At 69.0% G+C, this 18,605-nt stretch carries 16 protein-coding genes; 8 read left to right on the top strand and 8 right to left on the bottom strand.

The features are described from left to right. Window positions 1–114 precede the first annotated feature (114 nt). Together BAMB_RS19050 and BAMB_RS19055 are read left to right on the top strand one after the other, a co-directional pair. A complete protein-coding gene (locus BAMB_RS19050; protein WP_011658801.1) occupies window positions 115–2,109 on the top strand; it encodes a hybrid sensor histidine kinase/response regulator in 1,995 nt (664 codons plus the stop codon). 125 nt (window positions 2,110–2,234) lie between these two features. Next, the gene (locus BAMB_RS19055; RefSeq protein WP_011658802.1) at window positions 2,235–2,879 is read left to right on the top strand and encodes a DUF4142 domain-containing protein; all 645 of its coding nucleotides are present in this window, start codon (window positions 2,235–2,237) and stop codon (window positions 2,877–2,879) included. A 28-nt stretch (window positions 2,880–2,907) separates the two neighbouring features. On the opposite strand, the gene BAMB_RS19060 is transcribed toward BAMB_RS19055, so the two are convergent. The 3 genes from BAMB_RS19060 to BAMB_RS19070 form a co-directional block, all read right to left on the bottom strand. Then, entirely contained in the window at window positions 2,908–3,405 is a 498-nt protein-coding gene (locus BAMB_RS19060) for a PRC-barrel domain-containing protein (protein WP_011658803.1), read from the bottom strand. A gap of 67 nt (window positions 3,406–3,472) precedes the next feature. Further along, entirely contained in the window at window positions 3,473–3,904 is a 432-nt protein-coding gene (locus tag BAMB_RS19065) for a CBS domain-containing protein (RefSeq protein WP_011658804.1), read from the bottom strand. Between the two features lie 341 nt (window positions 3,905–4,245). Then, a complete protein-coding gene (locus BAMB_RS19070; protein ID WP_011658805.1) occupies window positions 4,246–4,494 on the bottom strand; it encodes a hypothetical protein in 249 nt (82 codons plus the stop codon). Between the two features lie 571 nt (window positions 4,495–5,065). Here BAMB_RS19070 and BAMB_RS19075 point away from each other — a divergent pair. The 4 genes from BAMB_RS19075 to BAMB_RS19090 all read left to right on the top strand — a co-directional run bounded on the left by BAMB_RS19075 (window position 5,066) and on the right by BAMB_RS19090 (window position 10,560). Continuing rightward, entirely contained in the window at window positions 5,066–5,377 is a 312-nt protein-coding gene (locus tag BAMB_RS19075) for an ATP-binding protein (protein WP_006750981.1), read from the top strand. 207 nt (window positions 5,378–5,584) lie between these two features. Continuing rightward, window positions 5,585–6,463, top strand: coding sequence for a MipA/OmpV family protein (locus BAMB_RS19080; protein ID WP_011658806.1), 879 nt, complete (start codon window positions 5,585–5,587; stop codon window positions 6,461–6,463). 105 nt (window positions 6,464–6,568) lie between these two features. Next, window positions 6,569–8,263, top strand: a complete 1,695-nt coding sequence (locus tag BAMB_RS19085; RefSeq protein ID WP_011658807.1) for a VRR-NUC domain-containing protein — start codon at window positions 6,569–6,571, stop codon at window positions 8,261–8,263. Beyond that, entirely contained in the window at window positions 8,260–10,560 is a 2,301-nt protein-coding gene (locus tag BAMB_RS19090; protein WP_011658808.1) for an ATP-dependent DNA helicase, read from the top strand. Before BAMB_RS19085 ends, BAMB_RS19090 begins: the two co-directional genes overlap by 4 nt. 55 nt (window positions 10,561–10,615) lie before the next feature. On the opposite strand, the gene BAMB_RS19095 is transcribed toward BAMB_RS19090, so the two are convergent. Further along, complete coding sequence (locus tag BAMB_RS19095; RefSeq protein ID WP_011658809.1) at window positions 10,616–11,386, bottom strand: IclR family transcriptional regulator domain-containing protein; 771 nt, start codon at window positions 11,384–11,386, stop codon at window positions 10,616–10,618. Window positions 11,387–11,637: 251 nt separating this feature from the next. Here BAMB_RS19095 and BAMB_RS19100 point away from each other — a divergent pair, with 251 nt between their 5' ends. After that, window positions 11,638–12,249: a hypothetical protein gene (locus tag BAMB_RS19100; protein WP_011658810.1), complete on the top strand. Its 612-nt coding sequence runs from the start codon at window positions 11,638–11,640 to the stop codon at window positions 12,247–12,249. Between the two features lie 85 nt (window positions 12,250–12,334). Here the strand turns inward: BAMB_RS19100 and BAMB_RS19105 are convergent, their stop codons facing one another. Together BAMB_RS19105 and shiA are read right to left on the bottom strand one after the other, a co-directional pair. Next, the gene (locus BAMB_RS19105; protein WP_041491461.1) at window positions 12,335–13,636 is read right to left on the bottom strand and encodes a UDP-N-acetylglucosamine 1-carboxyvinyltransferase; all 1,302 of its coding nucleotides are present in this window, start codon (window positions 13,634–13,636) and stop codon (window positions 12,335–12,337) included. A gap of 210 nt (window positions 13,637–13,846) precedes the next feature. Beyond that, on the bottom strand, window positions 13,847–15,154 hold the full coding sequence (gene shiA, locus BAMB_RS19110; protein ID WP_011658812.1) for a shikimate transporter: 1,308 nt from the start codon (window positions 15,152–15,154) through the stop codon (window positions 13,847–13,849). A 355-nt stretch (window positions 15,155–15,509) separates the two neighbouring features. Between shiA and BAMB_RS19115 the strand changes: the two genes are divergently transcribed. Continuing rightward, entirely contained in the window at window positions 15,510–16,637 is a 1,128-nt protein-coding gene (locus BAMB_RS19115) for a 4-hydroxyphenylpyruvate dioxygenase family protein (protein ID WP_011658813.1), read from the top strand. A 180-nt stretch (window positions 16,638–16,817) separates the two neighbouring features. On the opposite strand, the gene BAMB_RS19120 is transcribed toward BAMB_RS19115, so the two are convergent. After that, window positions 16,818–18,152: a type II toxin-antitoxin system HipA family toxin gene (locus BAMB_RS19120; protein WP_011658814.1), complete on the bottom strand. Its 1,335-nt coding sequence runs from the start codon at window positions 18,150–18,152 to the stop codon at window positions 16,818–16,820. 2 nt (window positions 18,153–18,154) lie between these two features. Continuing rightward, on the bottom strand, window positions 18,155–18,592 hold the full coding sequence (locus tag BAMB_RS19125; protein ID WP_011658815.1) for a helix-turn-helix domain-containing protein: 438 nt from the start codon (window positions 18,590–18,592) through the stop codon (window positions 18,155–18,157). Window positions 18,593–18,605 lie beyond the last annotated feature (13 nt).

Below are 18,605 nucleotides of genomic sequence, written 5' to 3' on the forward strand. Positions count from 1 at the left end.
CAATCGGGCATGCGTGTTGCTGCGCCAAGTAGCTCGCCCGGCACGCGTGACGGATGCCGACCGCCGAGTCAGCATGCCGTCGAGCGACGGTTGCCGGTGCGATGCAGGGAAACGATGAGGACCTTTACCCGTGAGCTGTTTCGGCAGGGCATATGGGTCGTGCTGGCCGTCGGGGTGGCGGCCGTGCTGCAGGCGTGGGCGATTCACGTCATCGGCATGCACGAACCGTTCGCGCCGCTGCCTTTCTACGCCGGTGTCGCGGCTGCGGCCTGGCTGACGTCGTTTGCCGGCGGCGTGGCCGCGAGCGCCTTGAGCCTCGCCGTGATCGGCGCCTTGTGGTGGCGCAATGCGCCGCTGCCCGATCTCCTCTCGCAAGCCGGCGCTTTCGTCGCGATCAGCTTCGTCGAGTGCGTGCTCGTGATGGCCGTCAAGCCGCTGCTCGCCAACGACCGGCTGCGCGGCGCCGAGGATGCGGAAGAGGACGGCGCGCGCTCGCCGCGCCGCGAACCCGAACCTGGAACCCTGGCGCGCTCGGTCGACGACACAGTGCTGCGCCGCGTGGTCGATGCATCGCCCGACGCGATCGTCGGCGTCGATGTCGCACGGCGCATCACGAGCTGGAACCTGGCCGCGCGGCGCCTCTTCGGCATCGACGCGGCGGCGGCGATCGGGCACGACGTCACGATGCTGATCGCGCCGCGCTGGTTGCGATTACATCCGGTGCCCGCATCGTTCGCGGACGCGGGCGCGCCGGCCGGCCCGCTCGACATCCTGTGCCTGCGCCGCGACGGCAGCCGCTTTCGCGCGACCTTCACGGCGTCGCCGATCGTCGACGCGCAAGGCAATTGCACCGGCTTGTCGATGACGCTGCGCGAGGCGCGCGAACGCCGCCGCTGCGAGCAGCGCGATCTGCGCATGTTGCGCGGCGCGCGCGACGCGCGCGTGCAGGCCGACGAGTCGAACCGGATGAAGGACGAACTGCTGGCCACCGTGTCGCATGAACTGCGCACGCCGCTGAACGTGATCTACGGCTGGGTCGAGGTGCTGCGCAGCGGCGAGGGGCAGGGCTTCGCGCATCAGGCGATCGACGCGATCGATCGCAGCGCGCGCTCGCTGTCGCGGATGGTCGGCGACCTGCTCGACGCGTCATCGCTCGCGACGGGCCGGGTGCGGCTCGAACGCACGCCGGTCGACCTCGTGCGGATCGTGCAGGAGGCCGTGCGCGAAATCGGCGACACCGCGCAGGCGAACGGCCTCGAGCTGTCGACCGAGTGCGCGATGCCCAGCTGCGTGATCGCCGCGGACGCCGAGCGTCTGCGCCAGTTGCTGTCGAACCTGTTGTCGAATGCGATCAAGTTCACGCCGCCGGGCGGGCGCATCAAGGTGTCGTTGAACCCGGCCGGCGCGCGCGTGCGGCTGTCGGTCGCCGATACGGGTCAAGGTATTTCCGCGGAACGCCTGCCGCACCTGTTCGATACGTTCAGCCGGCCGGAAGGCGCGCCCGCGTTGCCGAAACGCGGTTTAGGGCTCGGCTTGTCGATCGTGCGCAACATCGCGCGGCTGCACGGCGGCGAGGTCGCGGCGGCGAGCGAAGGCGCCGGGCGCGGCACGACCGTGACCGTCATGCTGCCGGCGGATCTGGGTGCCGACGATACGACGACCGGCCATCCGGTACGGCCGAGCGGGGCGTCGACGGCGGTCGCGCTCGACGGCCGGCGCGTGCTGGTGGTCGACGACGACGCGACGTCGCGCGCCAGCCTCGCGGCCGCGCTGGAAACGCTGGGCGCCGAGGTGTCGACCGCGCAATCGGGACACGACGCGCTCGACGTGGTGGCGCAGCAGCACCCGAGCGTCGTGCTGTCCGATCTCGCGATGCCGGACGGCGACGGCTTCTGGCTGCTTGACCACATTCGCGACTTGCCGGACGGCGGCGGGCGCCTGCCCGTCGTCGCGGTGACCGCGCATGCGGGCACGGCGGACCGCAGCCGCGTGATGGCCGCCGGCTTCGACGCGTATCTGTGCAAGCCGGTCGACGTTCCGACGCTGGCCAGCGTGATCGTCGACGTATCGCCCGCCGACGCGACGGGTGGCACCGGGCGGCGCCACTGAGCGCATCGAGGGTGCATCGAGCGACGGCGCGTGGACCGATTTCTTCACATCCGCGCTTCGTCCCGCATGACGGATGGGCCGCAGCGTTCGGCGAGGCCGATCCGTCGACGAATCCGGAGGTCCGGATGAACGTGAACGACAGTAACCCGCACCGAGCCGTCGTGCTTGCCGTCACCGCGTGCATGCTGGTATCGGCGATGCTCGCGGCACTCGGCCCGCCGGCATTGACGCCGGTGCATGCGCAAGCGCCGCCGGCATCGTCCATTCATGTCGCGCCGGGCGTCGTTCGTCCGGGCGAGACCCCCGACGAAGCGGAGATGACGCGGCGGCCGAGCGGCATCGATGCCGAATTCGTCGACAAGGCCGGCATCATCGGCAAGACGGCGTCGCAGGCCAGCGAGCTTGCGCTCGATCGGTCGTCGAATCCGCACGTGAAGGCCTTCGCGCGGCGCATGATCGACGATCACGACCACATGGCCACGCAGCTGCGCCGCCTCGGCGCGCAAAAGGGCGTGCCCGTGCAGGCGCGCATGGTCGTCGATCCGGAGGTGACGGCGCTGCGAACCAAGAACGGCCACGCATTCGACAAGAGTTATGTCGCGCTGGTGGGGCCGAACGCGCACGAGGCGGCGATCAAGCTGTACGAAGCAGAAGCGCGCAACGGGCGCGACCCGCAGATTCGCGCGTTCGCGGCCGGCTCGCTGCCGACGCTGAAGGCGCACCTAAACGCCGCGCGCCAGCTCGAAAATTCAATCGCGGCCGCGCACTGATCGGCGCGGCCAACCGGTTGAGCGTCGCTCAGTGCCGCGTGCCGCTTTCCGGGCCGCCCGGCGACGCCTCGTAAGGCGGCGCGTCGAGCGGCGTTTCGCCTTCCTCGATCAGCCAGTACGGCGACGCACCGTAGTACGTGTGCAGCGCCTCGGCCCAGATCGAATCGGCCATCGTCGGCCAGTGGTCCTTGTCGAAGCCGGGGGCTTCGCGCACGCGCTCCGTCGACACGGCCAGCACGAAGCAGTGCCGCTCGGCATCGAGCGTCAGCACATTCCACGGCACCGCCAGCAGCTTGCCGCCGATCCCGAGAAAGCCGCCCGACGACACGACCGCGTAAGCGATCCGGCCGGAGCGGACATCGAGCATGATGTTCGTGACCTTGCCGATGTCGTCGCCGTCGATCGTCAGGACGTGATCGCCTTCCAGCGTGCCGGCGGCCATCACGTCCGGCCCCGGCCCCCCGGCCGAACGGCCGCTGTCGCCGACGATGCGCGCATGCGTGGGCGAAGGTCTGTCCGTTGTCATCGCTTTTCTCCTGGTCGAAGCGGCGCGGCGCAGTGGCTCGCAGCCGCGCAGGGAAGGGCCGGCCGCGTTAGCGGCGGCGCGGCAGGGATACGTCCTCGAGCGTGTTCGCCAGCTCGTCGCGGGCCGGGCCGCCCGCGCGCGTCGCGATGTCGCCCAGCGACACGATGCCGACGATCTGGTGCTTCGCATCGAGCACCGGCATCCGGTGCAATTGCAAGTCGGCCATCCGTTGCTGGACATCGCCGACGCCGTCGTCCTCGATACACCACTGCACGGGCCCGGAGGCGACGGCCTTCACGGGCGTGTCGGGCGAATGCCCGTGCGACAGTGCCCGCACCGCGAGGTCGCGGTCCGTCACGACCGCGACGAGTTCGTTGCCGTCGCAGACCGGCAGCACGCCGATGTCGAAGCGCTGCATCAATTGGGCTGCATGGCGAATCGTGTCGGTCGGCGCGACGCACACTACGTCGCGCGACATGATCTCGTTGACGCGATACATGAACGCCTCCTTCGTGAGCGAGACGAACCGGAAGCAGGACGCGTGCCGCGTTCAATCGGCACCCGTGCGGGCAGCGCGCCCGGGCCACGGAGAAATTTGCCAGCCAGCTTGTACATCTTCCACGACGATGGCCGCGGCCGGCGCGCAACCGATGATCAGTGGCCGACCCCCGTCATCACGACGATGGCGAGCACCACTGCGCTCTCGATCGCGGCCAGTGCCGCGACGCCCGCGGCGCCGCTGACTTCGTTCCATGCACGTTCGATGCGGTTCATCACTTCACTCCGGTTATGCCGGCTCCGGGCTACGCTGTGGCGCAGGGTGGGGCCGGGGTGCCGCCGTCAGCCGTGATCGCGGGGCGGTGGTGGGGCGTCGGGCGCGCGACGTTCGCGCGGGCCGGACGGCTTCGCGGGGTCGATACGGGTCGCGCCGCCGACGGCGGGCGGATCGCTGGCCGGGAAACTCTCCTCGAGCCCTTCGTCGATGCGCTTCTCCGTCTTGTCATTGGACGGCTTGCGCGACGCGGCGAGCGAGACTAGGCCGGCAGCCGGGGACACGGCATCGCGGCGGCCGGGGGCATGAGCGATCATGATCGAACCTCCTTACACGTAACGAAAAGCGCAAGCGCCGTACCCGTGCGAGGTGGGGCGGCATGACGCTCGCGGCTCATTGAGCCGGCCGGAGTGGTAGCCACATCGGCCGCTCGCTGCTGGTTGAACCACCGTCCACAGGGGGCGGCGAGCGCGGGGCGGCGGGATGCTGGTTGCACGATGCGCGGCGTGCGATCCGTTCACGCTGGCGGTGAAACTCGCCGCCGAGGGGCGCATCGTGTCGCTGGTGATTGCAGCTTACGCCGGATGACGCCGCGCGTGTCGGCGACGATGTGCGGGCACGCTGCTTGCGTACGGTCGCCGCGCCAATCGACACGCGCGAGCCGCCGCGCAGGAGTGACATGAACACGCCATCCATGCTGCACCGCCCCGAACCGACACCCGACGTCGATCCCGACCCGACGCGGCCCGAGCACGACGATCCGGTCGATCCGCCCGTGCCCTTCGGGCCGCCGCATGGCGATCCGCCGTCGCAGCCGCCACCGATGCGGATGCCGGACGGACGCAGCGTAACGCGGCCGGCCGCGCGATTACTGAAAGGAGGACCATCATGGACATTCACGTGCAATCGCCGGACAAGCGCGCGATCGCCCAGGTGCTGGGCCGCTATTTCGAGTCGCGCTCGTTGCGTTATCACATCGAGGAGTTGCCGGGCGGCGTGCTGCATATCGGCTTTCGCGCCAGCGGCCGCCCGGTCGCCGTCACCGTGTCGTTCGACGATTCCGCCTACGACACCTACACGCACTGGGACGCGAGCCAGAAGCAGCTCGCGCTCGGGCGGCTCGCCGATGGGTTCTCGCGCATGATGTCCAAGCGCAGCCCGGCCGCGCTCGCCGGCGACTACCACGTCGAGCGTTTCTGATTCCGCAACCATCCGCTTGCTCGTGCCGGAACCCGGCAAAGTGCCCGTGCTCAACGGGCGCTTTGCGGGTTCGCTGCGGCTCGCGTAGGATGTTCGTTAATTCAGCGCACGCTACGTTCGCGCTGTCAGTTGCCTGCCCTGGCAGCTGGACAAGCGCGACGCGCTTTCCTGCAGGTTCGTTTCGCGCAACCGACGGAGACCGCCTTGATGACCGTTGCTCGCCCGTTGTTGTCACCCGCCACCCGCCGGTTCGTGTCCGGCCTGTCGGCCTTCGCCGCGCTCGCGGCCGCCGGCGCCCGCGACGCGTCGGCCCAGACACCATCGCCGCTCGGCGAATGGCAATACTCGGCGGGGGTGCCGCTGCAGAAACTGTTCAATCCGACCGTTCCCACATGGCAGGTCAGCGTGGGCGCGGCGATGACGCTGCAGCCGCGCTACGCGGGTTCCGACCGCTACCGCGTGATGGGCGGCCCGAATTTCGACGTGCGCTATCGCGACCTGTTCTTCCTGTCGACGGGCGACGGGCTCGGCGCGAACGTGCTGCGCGGGCCCAACTGGCGCGTGAGCCTGTCGGTCGGCTATGACCTCGGGCGCCGCTCGGCCGACGATCTCGACCACCTGAACGGGCTCGACAACATCAACGCGGCGCCGGTGATGAAGCTCGCGGCCGATTACGTGATCTCGAAGGAATTCCCGCTCGTGCTGCGCGCCGATGTCCGGCGCAGCATCGGCGGCTCGAACGGCTGGGTCGGCGATTTCTCCGCGTACATGCCGATGCCGGGCAGCAACGAGCACTTCTTCTGGTTCGCCGGCCCGACCGTGTCGTTCGCCGATTCGCGCTACATGAACGGCTGGTTCGGCGTGAATCAGGGGGCGTCCGCGCGTTCGGGGCTGCGGACCTATTCGCCGGGTGCGGGGATGAAGTCGTTCGGCGCCGGCATGACGATGGTCTGGTTCGTCAACAAGCACTGGTTCGTGACGGTGGACGGCGCGATCGAGCAGCTCGTCGGCCGCGCAAGGCGCAGCCCGATCACGCAGCAGTCGACGAATGGCGTGTTCGACATGTCGGTGAATTACCAGTTCTGACCGGATGAGCGTCGGCCGGACGGCCGGGCGGCGCATCGACGAGCGGCATTTGTCGTCACATTTGATATGATTGGTACCTGTACAAACGTACAGTGATCGATCCCCGTGACGCCTGCATCGCCGACGCCTCCGGCGTTTTACTACCTGACCAATTTCGAACGCGCGCTGGCCTGGCTCGGCGAGCGTTACGACGACCTCCTCGACGCGCACGAACACGCGTTTCTCCGGCAGTTCGCGCAACTGCCGAAAGCGTCGCGCGCGTTGCTCGTGCGGATGCTGATGCGCAGCGGCTCCGATTTCCGGGCGAGCAAGCTCGTGTACGACGAAATCGGCAGCACGCTCGACGCAGCCGCGCCGCTCGTCGCACTCGGCTGGATCGATCCGGCGCCCGCGCTCACGCTCGACGAGCTGTTCGCGCTGTCGACCAAGGCCGACCTGCTGAAGGCGTTCCCGTCGCTCGCCGCGCATGCGGGCGAGCGCAAGCCCGACTGGCTCGAACGGCTGCGGCTCGTGCACGACGTCGCACAGCCGCTCCACGCGTGGTGCGCGCAGGCCGACGATTGCGTGCTGCGCGTGACGGTCGGCGCGCTGTGCGACCGGCTGCGGCTGATGTTCTTCGGCAATCTCCATCAGGACTGGAGCGAATTCGTGCTCGCCGATCTCGGCGTGTTCCAGTACGAAAGCGTGCCGTTCGCGCCGTCGTCGCGCGCGTTCCAGCAGCGCGCCGACGTCGATGCGTATCTCGCGCTGCAGGCCTGCCGCGAAGCCCTCGACGCATGGCCGGAAGACCTCCCCTTCGACGACCTGCTGCACGCGATCGACGCGATCGGCTGCGCGCAGCCGTGGCTCGCGACCCGCCGCTCGAAGCTGCTGTTCTCGCTCGGGCAAGCGTGCGAGCGCCGCGCCGACTGGGACGCCGCGCTCGACGCGTATGCGCGCAGCGCGTGGCCGGGCAGCCGGCATCGGCGCATTCGCGTGCTCGAGCGCTGCGGACGCGATGACGACGCACTCGCGCTGGCGCTCGACGCGCGCGGCGGTTTCGAAAGCGACGAGGAACGCCAGCGCGTCGAGCGGATGCTGCCGCGCCTGCAGCGGCGTCTCGGGCAGCGGGTCGAACGCGCGGGCCGCGCGCACGACGTGCCGCGCGAAACGCTCGTGCTCGCGCGTCCCGACGCGTTCGTCAGCGTCGAATTCGCGGTGCGCGACCATCTTGCGCAGCCCCACGCGCCGGTGCATTACGTCGAGAACACGCTGATCAATTCGCTGTTCGGGCTGCTGTGCTGGGAGCCCGTGTTCGCGGCCGTGCCCGGCGCGTTCTTTCACCCGTTCCAGCGCGGCCCGGCCGACCTGCACGCGCCCGATTTCGCGGTGCGCCGCACGGACGCGTTCGCCGGCTGTTTCGCGCAGCTCGACTCGGACGCGTACCGCGACACGATCCGCCGCCACCATGCGACGAAAGCGGGGCTGCAATCGCCGTTCGTGTTCTGGGGCGTGCTGACCGACGAGCTGCTCGACGACGCGCTGGCCTGCCTGCCGCCCGAGCACCTGCGGCTGTGGTTCACGCGCCTGCTCGCGGACATCCGCAGCAACCGTTCGGGGCTGCCCGACCTCGTGCGGTTCTGGCCCGGCGAGCGACGCTACGAGCTGATCGAGGTGAAGGGCCCCGGCGACCGCCTGCAGGACAACCAGACGCGCTGGCTCGCGTACTGCGTCGCGCACGGCATTCCGGTGCGTGTCGTCGATGTCGAATGGGCGGGCGCCGACGTCGCGCAGGCCGAGGCGGCGGGGCTGTCCGCATGAGCTATGTCGTCGCCGTGCGGGCCATGTGCGAGTTCACCGCGCGACGCGGCGATCTCGACCTGCGCTTCACGCCCGCGCCGACCGCACTCGAAGGCATCGCCGGTCATGGCGCGGTCACGTCGAAGCGCGGCGCGCGCTACGAAACCGAGATCGCGCTGAGCGGCACCTGGGGCACGCTGACCGTGCGCGGGCGCGCGGACGGTTACGATCCGGTCGCGAACCGGCTCGAGGAGATCAAGACCTACCGCGGCAGCCTCGATGCGATGCCGGCCAATCATCGCGCGCTTCACTGGGCGCAGGCGAAGGTCTATGCGCACCTGATGTGCGACGCACGCGGCCTTACGGAAATCAACGTCGCGCTCGTGTATTTCGACATCGTGTCCGAGCGCGAGACCGTGCTGACGGAAACGCTGAGCGCCGACGTGCTCGCCGCGTTCTTTGCGGAGCAGTGCGCGTGCTTCGTCGGCTGGGCCGAGCGCGAGACCGCGCATCGTGCGGCCCGCGATGCGGCGTTGCGTGCGCTGGCGTTTCCGCACGGGCAATTCCGCAGCGGTCAGCGCGAGCTGGCGGTGTCCGTCTATCGGGCCGCGCGCGACGAACACTGCCTGATGGCGCAGGCGCCGACCGGCATCGGCAAGACGCTCGGCACGGTCTTCCCGCTGCTGAAGGCGTGCGGCGAGGGCGAGCTCGATCACGTGTTCTTCCTGACCGCGAAGACGCCCGGCCGCGCGCTCGCGCTGGAGGCGGCGACGACGCTCGGCGCCGGCACGCCGGCGCTGCCGCTGCGCGTGCTGGAGCTCGTCGCCCGCGACAAGGCATGCGAGCATCCGGACCGCGCGTGTCACGGCGAATCATGCCCGCTCGCGCAAGGCTTTTACGACCGGCTGCCGGCCGCGCGCGACGCGGCGATCGGCGCCGGGCTGCTCGATCGCGCCACCGTGCGCGAAGCCGCGCTCGCGCACGACGTCTGTCCGTATTACCTGTCGCAGGAGCTGGCGCGCTGGTCGGACATGGTGATCGGCGACTACAACTACTACTACGACGGCAGCGCGATGCTGCACACGCTCGCGCAGCAGAACCAGTGGCGGGTCGGCGTGCTCGTCGACGAGGCGCACAACCTGCTCGATCGCGCCCGCAGGATGTACAGCGCATCGCTCGACCCGTTCGCGTTCGCAGCCGCGCGCGAGGCGGCGCCGGCGGCGCTGCGCAAGGCGTTCGACCGGCTCGCGCGCGCGTGGGGCACCGTCAATCGCGCACAGGCCGAGCGCTATGCGGCCTATCCGGAGATTCCGGGCCCGATCGTGTCGGCCGTGCAGAACCTCGTCGCGACGATCGGCGAACACCTGACCGATGCGCCGCGCGCGAACGACGACGCGCTGCTGCGGTTTCATTTCGAGGCGATCCAGTTCGGCGTGCTCGCCGACGCGTTCGACAGCGCGTCGATCTTCGACGCGACGCTGCACGGCGAGCCGCTGCCGCGCCAGTCGGGGCTCGACGGCGTCGCGCCGGCCGGGCGCCAGCGCCGCATCCAGTCGACGCTGTGCGTGCGCAACGTGATTCCGGCCGCCTTTCTCGCGCCGCGCTACGAAGCCGCGCGCGCGACCGTGCTGTTTTCCGGCACGCTGAGTCCGTTTCATTTCTATCGCGACACGCTCGGGCTGCCGGCCGACACGGGCTGGCTCGACGTCGACGGGCCGTTTCGCGCCGAGCAACTGACCGTGCGCGTCGCGAGCCATGTGTCGACCCGCTGGCGCGACCGCGACCGTTCGCTCGAACCGATCGCGGACCTGATCGCCGCGCAGTATGCGACGCGGCCCGGCAACTACCTCGGTTTTCTCAGCAGCTTCGACTATCTCGGCCGCGTCGTCGCGTTGATGCAGACGCGCCATCCGGACGTGCCCGTATGGGCCCAGGCGCCCGGCATGGCCGAAAGCGAGCGCGACGCGTTTCTGGCGCGCTTCGACGCGGGCGGGCGCGGTGTCGGCTTCGCGGTGCTGGGCGGTGCGTTCTCGGAAGGTGTGGATCTCGTCGGCGAGCGGCTGATCGGCGCGTTCATCGCGACGCTCGGGCTCCCGCAGGTCAACGACGTCAACGAACAGATGCGGCGCGCGATGGAGGCGCGTTTCGGTAACGGCTACGACTACATGTATCTGTACCCGGGTTTGCAGAAGGTGGTGCAGGCGGCCGGGCGCGTGATCCGCACCGAGCACGACGAGGGCGTCGTGCACCTGATCGACGATCGTTACCGGCGGCGGGAGGTGCGCGATCTGCTGCCGCGCTGGTGGCGGATCGGGTGATCGTCTCGGGCGACCGGCTCGGGGGCCGTAGCGCGTGCGCGCTTGCGCCGAATCCCTACAGCACGTTGAGCATTGCGAGCGCGGCTTCCTGCAGATGCGGCAGCACGCGCCGCACGGCCGCGTCCGTCGCTTCCGTGCCGATCGGCATGTTCGTGCTCAGCGCGGCGACGACTTCGCCATGACGGTTCTTCAACGGCACCGCGATGCCGCGCACGCCGACCTGCAATTGCTGCTCGATGACCGCGAAGCCCGCGTCGCGCGCGTGGTCGACCTGTTCGAGCAGTCGTGCCTTGTTGGTGATCGTGTGCGGCGTGAACGGGGCGAGTTCGGCGTCGGCGAGCCACGCGCGGACGGCCTCCCGATCCGGATGATGGGCGAGCAGCACGACGCCGGGCGACGTCAGCGGCGCCGGCACGCGTGCGCCGAGCACGAAGCCGGTCGTCATCACGCGCGACACGCCGTTGCGGGCGATGAACACGAGTTGCCAGCCATCGAGCACGCTCACGTACGCCGATTCGTTCAGCGACGCGCTCAGTTGCTGCAGATACGGCTGGACCGTGCGCGGCAGCCGCGCCGAATCGAAGTACGACCAGCCGACCCGCAGCACGCGCGGCGTGAGGCCGTACAGCTTGCCGTCGGTGTACACGTAGCCGAGCGATTCGAGCGTCAGCAGGTAACGCCGCGCGGCCGTGCGCGTGAGCCCGGTGCGGGCGGCGGCCTGGGTGGGCGTCATCCGCGCGTGCTGGCTGTCGAACGCTTCCAGGATCGCCAGGCCTTTTTCGAGGCCGGCGATCCAGTCGCGTCGGTCGAGGTCGGTTTTTTTCATCGTGGGCAGCGACGCGTGAGTGCGCGGTGATCGCGCGGGAGTGGGCGATTATCGCGCAAATCGAATCGGCTGCGGGCGCGCCGCCGGGCGCACGGGTTCGAGCTTGCATGATTGGACGCTCGGCCCGAGCGTGGGGAAATGAGCGTCGACAACAACCGATTCGCGCGCCATCTCGTGTGCTGCGCCGTATGGGTCGCGCGTGCATGCTTGCAAAGCCGCGCTAGAATCGCCAGCCCGACTGGAACAGAACAATGAAAATTCGCGAATCCGCTTTGGCCGTACTCGTCGCGGCCGTGCCGCTGCTTGCCGCGGCGAATCCCTCGACCGGCGCGACGCTCCCGAAGCCAACCGTCGACGTGCGTGCATGGCCGCGCATGACGTCGCCGAAATTCGGCTGCTATGTCGAAACGGCGTTCGGCTACCGTGACAGGCACTTCAATTGCACGCTGAAGAAGTACCGGAACACCGGCGACGCGTGCAGGAACACGAAGGCGTACTACGAAGGCCCTGCGTTCCCCGATCGGCTCGCGACCAGCGTGCATCCGCTCGCGACGAAGGTCGACCTGGACTGGGAGCATGGCGACCTGCAAATGGTCACCGTCACGCTGAAGGGGACGTGGAACGAAGCGGACGTGCGCAATGCGTTCGGGCTACCGCGTGCCGAGGGGCGCAAGCTGACCGAAGCAGAGTTGCGGACACAGCCGGACAACCTGATGGACACGAGCGTCCAGTATCCGTCGAGCCCGCTCGATGAAAGCCTGGCGAAGCGCCCGAGCAACCCCGCGCGCGGCACGACGGCCGTGATGCTCTACGGATTCGACCACATGGGCGCCGGCGACGGCGACTGCGGGGGAGGCGAGTAACGCAGGAGGGGCGGCCGGGGGTGCCTCCGACCGAATGCGGGGTGCGGTACGGCGCTCGCATGACGCGCGCCGTACCGTCAGGGTGTTACTCGCTACTCGTCCACTCGACGTTCGCGCCGACCGAACGCAGGTTTTCGACGAAGTGCGGGTGCGCGCGGCGGATCGGCAGCGCGTTCATGATTTCCGAGCGGCCTTCGATGCTCGCGGCCACCATCAGCAGCGCGATCGCGACGCGGATGATGTACGGGCTCTCGACGCGCGCCGGTGTCAGTTGCAGCCCGCCGAACGTGATCAGCCGGTGCGGATCCGACAGCAGCACGTGCGCGCCGAACTTCGACAGTTCGCCGGACCAGCCGAGCGCGCCGTCGTAGACCTTGTTCCAGAACATCGCGCTGCCTTCCGCGCGCACGCCGAGCGCGATGAAGATCGGCAGCAGGTCGACCGGCACGTACGGCCACGGCGCGGCTTCGACCTTGGTCAGGATGTTCTGCGTGAACGGCCGGCGCACGCGCAGCGGGCCGTCGCGTTCCGCGCGGGACCACCCGTCGCGGTGCGTGACGGTCACGCCGAACTTCGCGAACGTGCGGTCGATCAGCGGGAAATGCTCCGGCGACGAATTGCGCACGGTGATGTCGCCGCCCGTGATCGCGCCGAGCGCGAGGAACGTCGCGATTTCGTGGAAATCCTCGGCGAAGCGGAATTCGCCGCCGCCGAGCTTGCCGCCGCCCGTCACGCACAGACGCGACGTGCCGATGCCCTCGATCGAAACGCCGATCATCGCGAGGAACTGGCAGAACTCCTGCACGTGCGGCTCGGACGCCGCATTCATCAGCGTCGACGTGCCGCTCGCTGCGGTCGCGCACAGCGCGAAGTTTTCGGTGGTGGTGACCGACGCGTAGTCGAACCAGTGATGGTTGGCCGTCAGCGGGCCGTCGGCACGGACGATCAGCGAATCGGGCGTGCGCTCGATATGCGCGCCGAAGCGCTCGAACACCTCGACGTGCGGATCGATCTCGCGCACGCCGAGCGTGCAGCCTTTCACGTCGTTCTCGAGGCGCGCGACGCCGAAGCGCGCGAGCAGCGGCGGAATCAGCATGATCGACGAGCGCATCGCCTCGGGCAGGCGGTGAACGGCCGGGTCGAACGTCGTGTTGCGATGGTGGAGCTCGAGGATGCCCGTCGTGAAATCGACCGACACGTCGCTGCCGAGCGTGCGGAAGATGTCGAGGATCTTGCGCACGTCGGTGATGTCCGGCACGCCGACGAGGCGCAGCGGCTGATCGGTCAACAGGCTCGCGCACAGAATCGGCAGGACGGCGTTCTTGTTCGCGGATGGCTGGATGTCCCCGCGCAGCGGAGTGCCGCCGTGGACGATGAGATTCGACATGATATGGGGGCGTATCGGTGACTGACGTAGGCCCATATGATGCCATTGGTCGGCACGCGGCGTGGAATGTTCAGCGGCGAAAAGGGGCTTCTGCGTGCGGGATTGACCGTGTTTGACGTTGGGCGGGCGCGGATTGCGCCCGACTGCCGGCAGACGGAAGCCGGTGCGAAATGGCCGGCCGCGTAGCGGGCCGGCCATGCGGTCATTGCGTCACTGCGCCGCCCGCATCCGCGCGGCGACCACCAGCGAGATCAGGCAGCCCACCGCGAGATAAGCGGCGACGAAGTGCCACGAACCGCCGGCCATGCTGACCAGCGCCACTGCGATGAACGGCGTGAACCCGCCGCCGACCACACTCGCGAACTGATAGCCGACGCCCGCGCCGCTGTAGCGGTATTCCGCGCCGAACAGCTCGGTGAAGAGCGGCTGCTGGACGCTCACGACCATGTCGTGCGCGGCATTGGCCAACAGGATCGAGAACACGACGATCCACGCGATCGAACGCGACTCCAGCGCGACGAAGAACGGCACTGCCGACACGAGGCCGATCACCGCGCCGATCAGGTAGATGCGGCGCAGGCCGAAGCGGTCGGCGAGCCAGGCGAAGCACGGGATCGTCACGCAGCTCACCGCGCCGACCAGCAGGCCGATGTTCAGGAACAGGTCGCGCGACAGGCCCAGGTTCGACGTCGAATAGCTGAGCGCGAATGCCGTGACGATATACATCGTGAACAGCTCGGCGAGCCGCAGCGCGACGATCAGCAGGAACGCCTTCGGATGGCGCGTCAGCGCTTCGAGCACCGGCAGGCGCAGCTTGCGGTTGCCGTGCTCCACCTTCTCGACGAACTCCTGCGACTCGTCCATGCTCTTGCGGACCCACAGCCCGATCAGCACCAGCACGATGCTGAACACGAACGGCAGGCGCCAACCCCACGACTTGAACGCGGCCTCGCCGAGCGTATGGCTCAGGATCGACACGATTCCCGTCGCCAGCACGAGCCCGACGCCATAGCCGACCTGCACGCCGCTGCTGTAGAACGCCTTCTTCTGCTTCGGCGCGCTCTCGACGGCCATCAACGCCGCGCCGCCCCATTCGCCGCCCACCGCGAAGCCCTGGATCGCACGCATCAGCACCAGCAGCACGGGCGCCCACCAGCCGATCGTTGCGAAACCCGGCAGCAGGCCGATCGCGACGGTCGACAGCCCCATCAGCATCACGGTCAGCACGAGCATCCGCTTGCGGCCGAGGCGGTCGCCGAAATGGCCGAACACGACTCCGCCGAGCGGACGGAACAGGAAGCCGACGCCGAAGGTCGCGAACGCCGCGAGCGTGCCCATGGTCGGGCTGATCTTCGGGAAGAATTCCGAATTGAATACGAGCGCGGCGACGATCCCGTACAGCAGGAAGTCGTACCAGTCGACGACGGCGCCGACAAAGCTGCCGATCGCGGCCTTGCGGGCCTGGCTGCGCGCGCGGGCGCCGGCGGCGGCGTCGAGGGTATCGAAGGTGGGTGTCATGCGAAGTCTCCTGGCACGGCGCATCGTGGAATCGTGGCGGTGCCGCGTCCGATGCTGCACTAAGTCGATAGGGTGAGCGGAGAATAGGGTGCGCGCGCCGTCACGGCAATTAGCCGATCGGTCAAAGTGCGCGATTATCGTTCTATTCTGTGCGATTATCGAACGCTTTTCGGGTTTGCACTAAGCGAGGTACCGATATCCCGTTCGGCCAGGGTGTGCCGCCGTGAACGAACTGGTTAAAATCTGGACCATTAAAACCTCGCCCGGATCGGGCGGCTGTCCGGCCCTCGCATCGGCCGGGCGTGCCGCGCGCGCCGGGCGTCATCCCCATCGACTGCATGCCCCGGAGACTGGAATGCCCGGCACTTCCCACCCCCTGTCCAGCGATACGCCGCCCGTCGCGGATCCGGCCGCCAATCCGCTCGGGATGGCCGGGCTCGAATTCGTCGAGTTCGCGGCGCCGGTGCCGGACGCGCTCGCGCAACGCTTCGAGCAACTCGGGTTCAAGGCGATCGCGCGCCATGTGAGCAAGAACGTCACGCTGTACCGGCAAGGGCAGATGCAATTCCTGATCAACGCCGAGCCCGAATCGTTCGCGGCGCGCTATGCGGAGGAATACGGGATGGGCGTCTGCGCGATCGGGCTGCGCGTGGCGAGCGCGCGGCGCGCGTTCGAGCGGGCGATCGAACTGGGCGCGTGGGCGTTCGAGGGCGAGCGGATTGGAGTCGGCGAGCTGAAGATTCCCGCGATCCAGGGCATCGGCGATTCGCACCTCTATTTCGTCGACCGCTGGCGCGGGCGGGACGGCCAGCGCGGCGGCGTCGGCGACATCTCGATCTTCGACATCGATTTCCGGCCGATCGACATCGCGACCGCCCATACCGATCACGATTGCGTGGGCACGGGCCTGAAGCAAGTCGACCACTTCACGCAGACGGTCGGCGCGGGGCGCATGCGCGAATGGCTCGACTTCTACCATGACCTGCTGCACTTCCGCGAAATCCATGAAATCGATGCGCACTGGCATGTATCGGAAGAATCGCGCGTGATGGTGTCGCCGTGCGGCGCGGTGCGGATTCCCGTGTACGAGGAGGGCACGCGGCGCACCGAGCTGATGCACGCGTATCTGCCGGACCATCCCGGCGAAGGCGTCCAGCACGTTGCGCTGTCGACCGACGACATCCTGGCGAGCGTCGATGCGCTGCGCGCGAACGGCGTCGAATTCATCGAGCCGCCGGCGCGCTATTACGACGAAGTCGATGCGCGGCTGCCCGGGCACGGCGTGGATCTCGATGCGCTGCGCCGCCGCGCGGTGCTGGTCGACGGCGAAATCGGCAGCGATGGCGTGCCGCGGCTGTTCTTCCAGACCTTCGTCAAGCGCCGGCCCGGCGAGATATTCTTCGAGATCGTGCAGCGGAAAGGGCACCACGGATTCGGGGAAGGGAACCTCGCGGCGCTGGCCCGCGCCCGCGACGCGGGCTGAACGGCTGAACGGCTGAACGGCTGAACGGCTGAACGGCTGAACGGCCGAGTGGCGTGTCGATAGCCGCGATCGCGGGGTCAGCCGCGGCTCGACCTCAAACCCCCACCGCCGACACGTGGTTCGGCTCCGCGTCGTCCAGGTGGACGACCTGCCAACGTAGCGCAGCCGCGCGTACACCGCCTAGTCAGCCGCTCCGAGCTTGCGCGCCTGGCGGCGCATCCCGTCGAAGATCGCATCGGCCACGTCTGCCGGGAAGTCCGCGGGAATGCGCGACGCGACGTCGGCGATCGCCGGTTCGGTGCGGGCGGCCACGGCAGCCATCGCCGCGCGGACCTCGTCTTCGGTCAGACCGACACGCGCGCCTTGCGCGATCCAGTGGCGCGGCTGGATGTCGGCGATCACGTAATGGCGATTCTTCCCGCACACGGCCATTGCCAGCCGCGCGCGTCGCGGCGGCAGCTGGTTGCGTCGCGTGCCGATGATCGGATGCGCGGACAGCACGTCGTACAGCGGCGTGCTCCGATACGTATTGCCCGGCAGGTGCGCGATGCTGAAATTCTTCGCGTGGCCGTCGATGGCCGCGAGTACCCAGAACACGAGCTGCGTGACGAAGAAGTTGTTCCGGTCCTGCGCGGCCTCGGCGGAATTCGCGAGGATGCCCATGATCGTCGCGATGCCCGGGCCGCCGTCGGATTCGTATTTCGCGCCCGACGGCGTGCCGGTCGCCTGGCACATGTCCTCCTGCGGCAGCCGCAGGATCCACGTGCCGTCGCGCGACGGCCGGCGGTCGAAGCGCTCGACGATCAGCGCCTTCTGGTCGTCGAACCGGCCGATGTCGCACGCGGCCACCGGCAGCCCGTATGCGGCGACGATCTTCGAGCACAGCCATTCGTTCTCGACCGACGTGCGCATGTCGGCCTGCATGTTCCCGACGCGCCCCAGCGGCAGCTTGAAGATATGCGTGGTGGGCGTGCTGCCCGCCGGCAGCAGCCAGCGGTTGCGGTGGCGCAGCAGCGCGGTCTTTTCCTGCGCGCCGGCGATCGACAGACGCAATTCGCCGTCCGGTTCCGCGTGGCCGGGCAGCGGCGCGGCGGTCGCGTGGCGCAGCACGTCGGCGACGGCTGCGTCGTCGAGCGCGGTGCCGTCGATCGCCTGCAGGTCGACCGGCGTCTCGTCGGGCGGCAGCAACTGCAGCGCACCGACGCAATCGCGGCCGATCGACGCGAGCAGTTCGAACGGCGCGGTCGACCCGAGCCGGTAGCGCTGCGCGATGCGGCGGCGGATCGGCTGGCTGTCCGGCAGCAGATTGTCGAAGTAATCGGCGACGATCGCGCCCTGGTGCGGCTGGTTGCCGGGTGTGAACGGCAGCGACAGCGACAGCGGACGCCCCTGCGGATCGTCGATCCACGCCGGCAGGTAGACGAGGCGCTCGACGCCGCGCCGGACTTCCCAGTATCCGACCGGGATGCCGTTCATCCACAGGTCGAGGCGGTCGTGGCGGGGGCGGCGGGCCATCGTCACCAGTCCTCCCGCTTGGGGTTCCGGGGCTTACCGGGTGTCGCCGCGGCAGGCCGTTTCCGCGCGGCGGCGGAGGGAGCCTTCGCGGCGGCCGGCGGGCGGACTGGGGTATCGGATGAGGCGGCCGAGCCGGCCGAACCTGACTTGCGACCGCGCACGGCCGCAGCACGCCTGGACACAGGCCCGGGCGCGGCGACGTCCGGCGCCGCTGCGTCGTCCGGCGTGCCCGGATCCAGCGTCAGGCGCACCCCGAGCACGTTCAGCACCTTGAAAAACCGTTCGATGCTGACCGCGGACGGATTGGCTTCGAGCTGCGCGTACGACTGCTGCGTGACACCGAGGCGGGCGGCGAGCTGCGCCTGCGTGAACCCCGCCGACTTCCGGAAGCCGACGAGGATCGGGCGCAACTGGCTCAAGGTCTGGACAGGGAATGCCATGGGCTCTCCGCGA

Origin of the sequence: Burkholderia ambifaria AMMD, from assembly GCF_000203915.1 — a bacterium.
Classification (GTDB): domain Bacteria; phylum Pseudomonadota; class Gammaproteobacteria; order Burkholderiales; family Burkholderiaceae; genus Burkholderia; species Burkholderia ambifaria.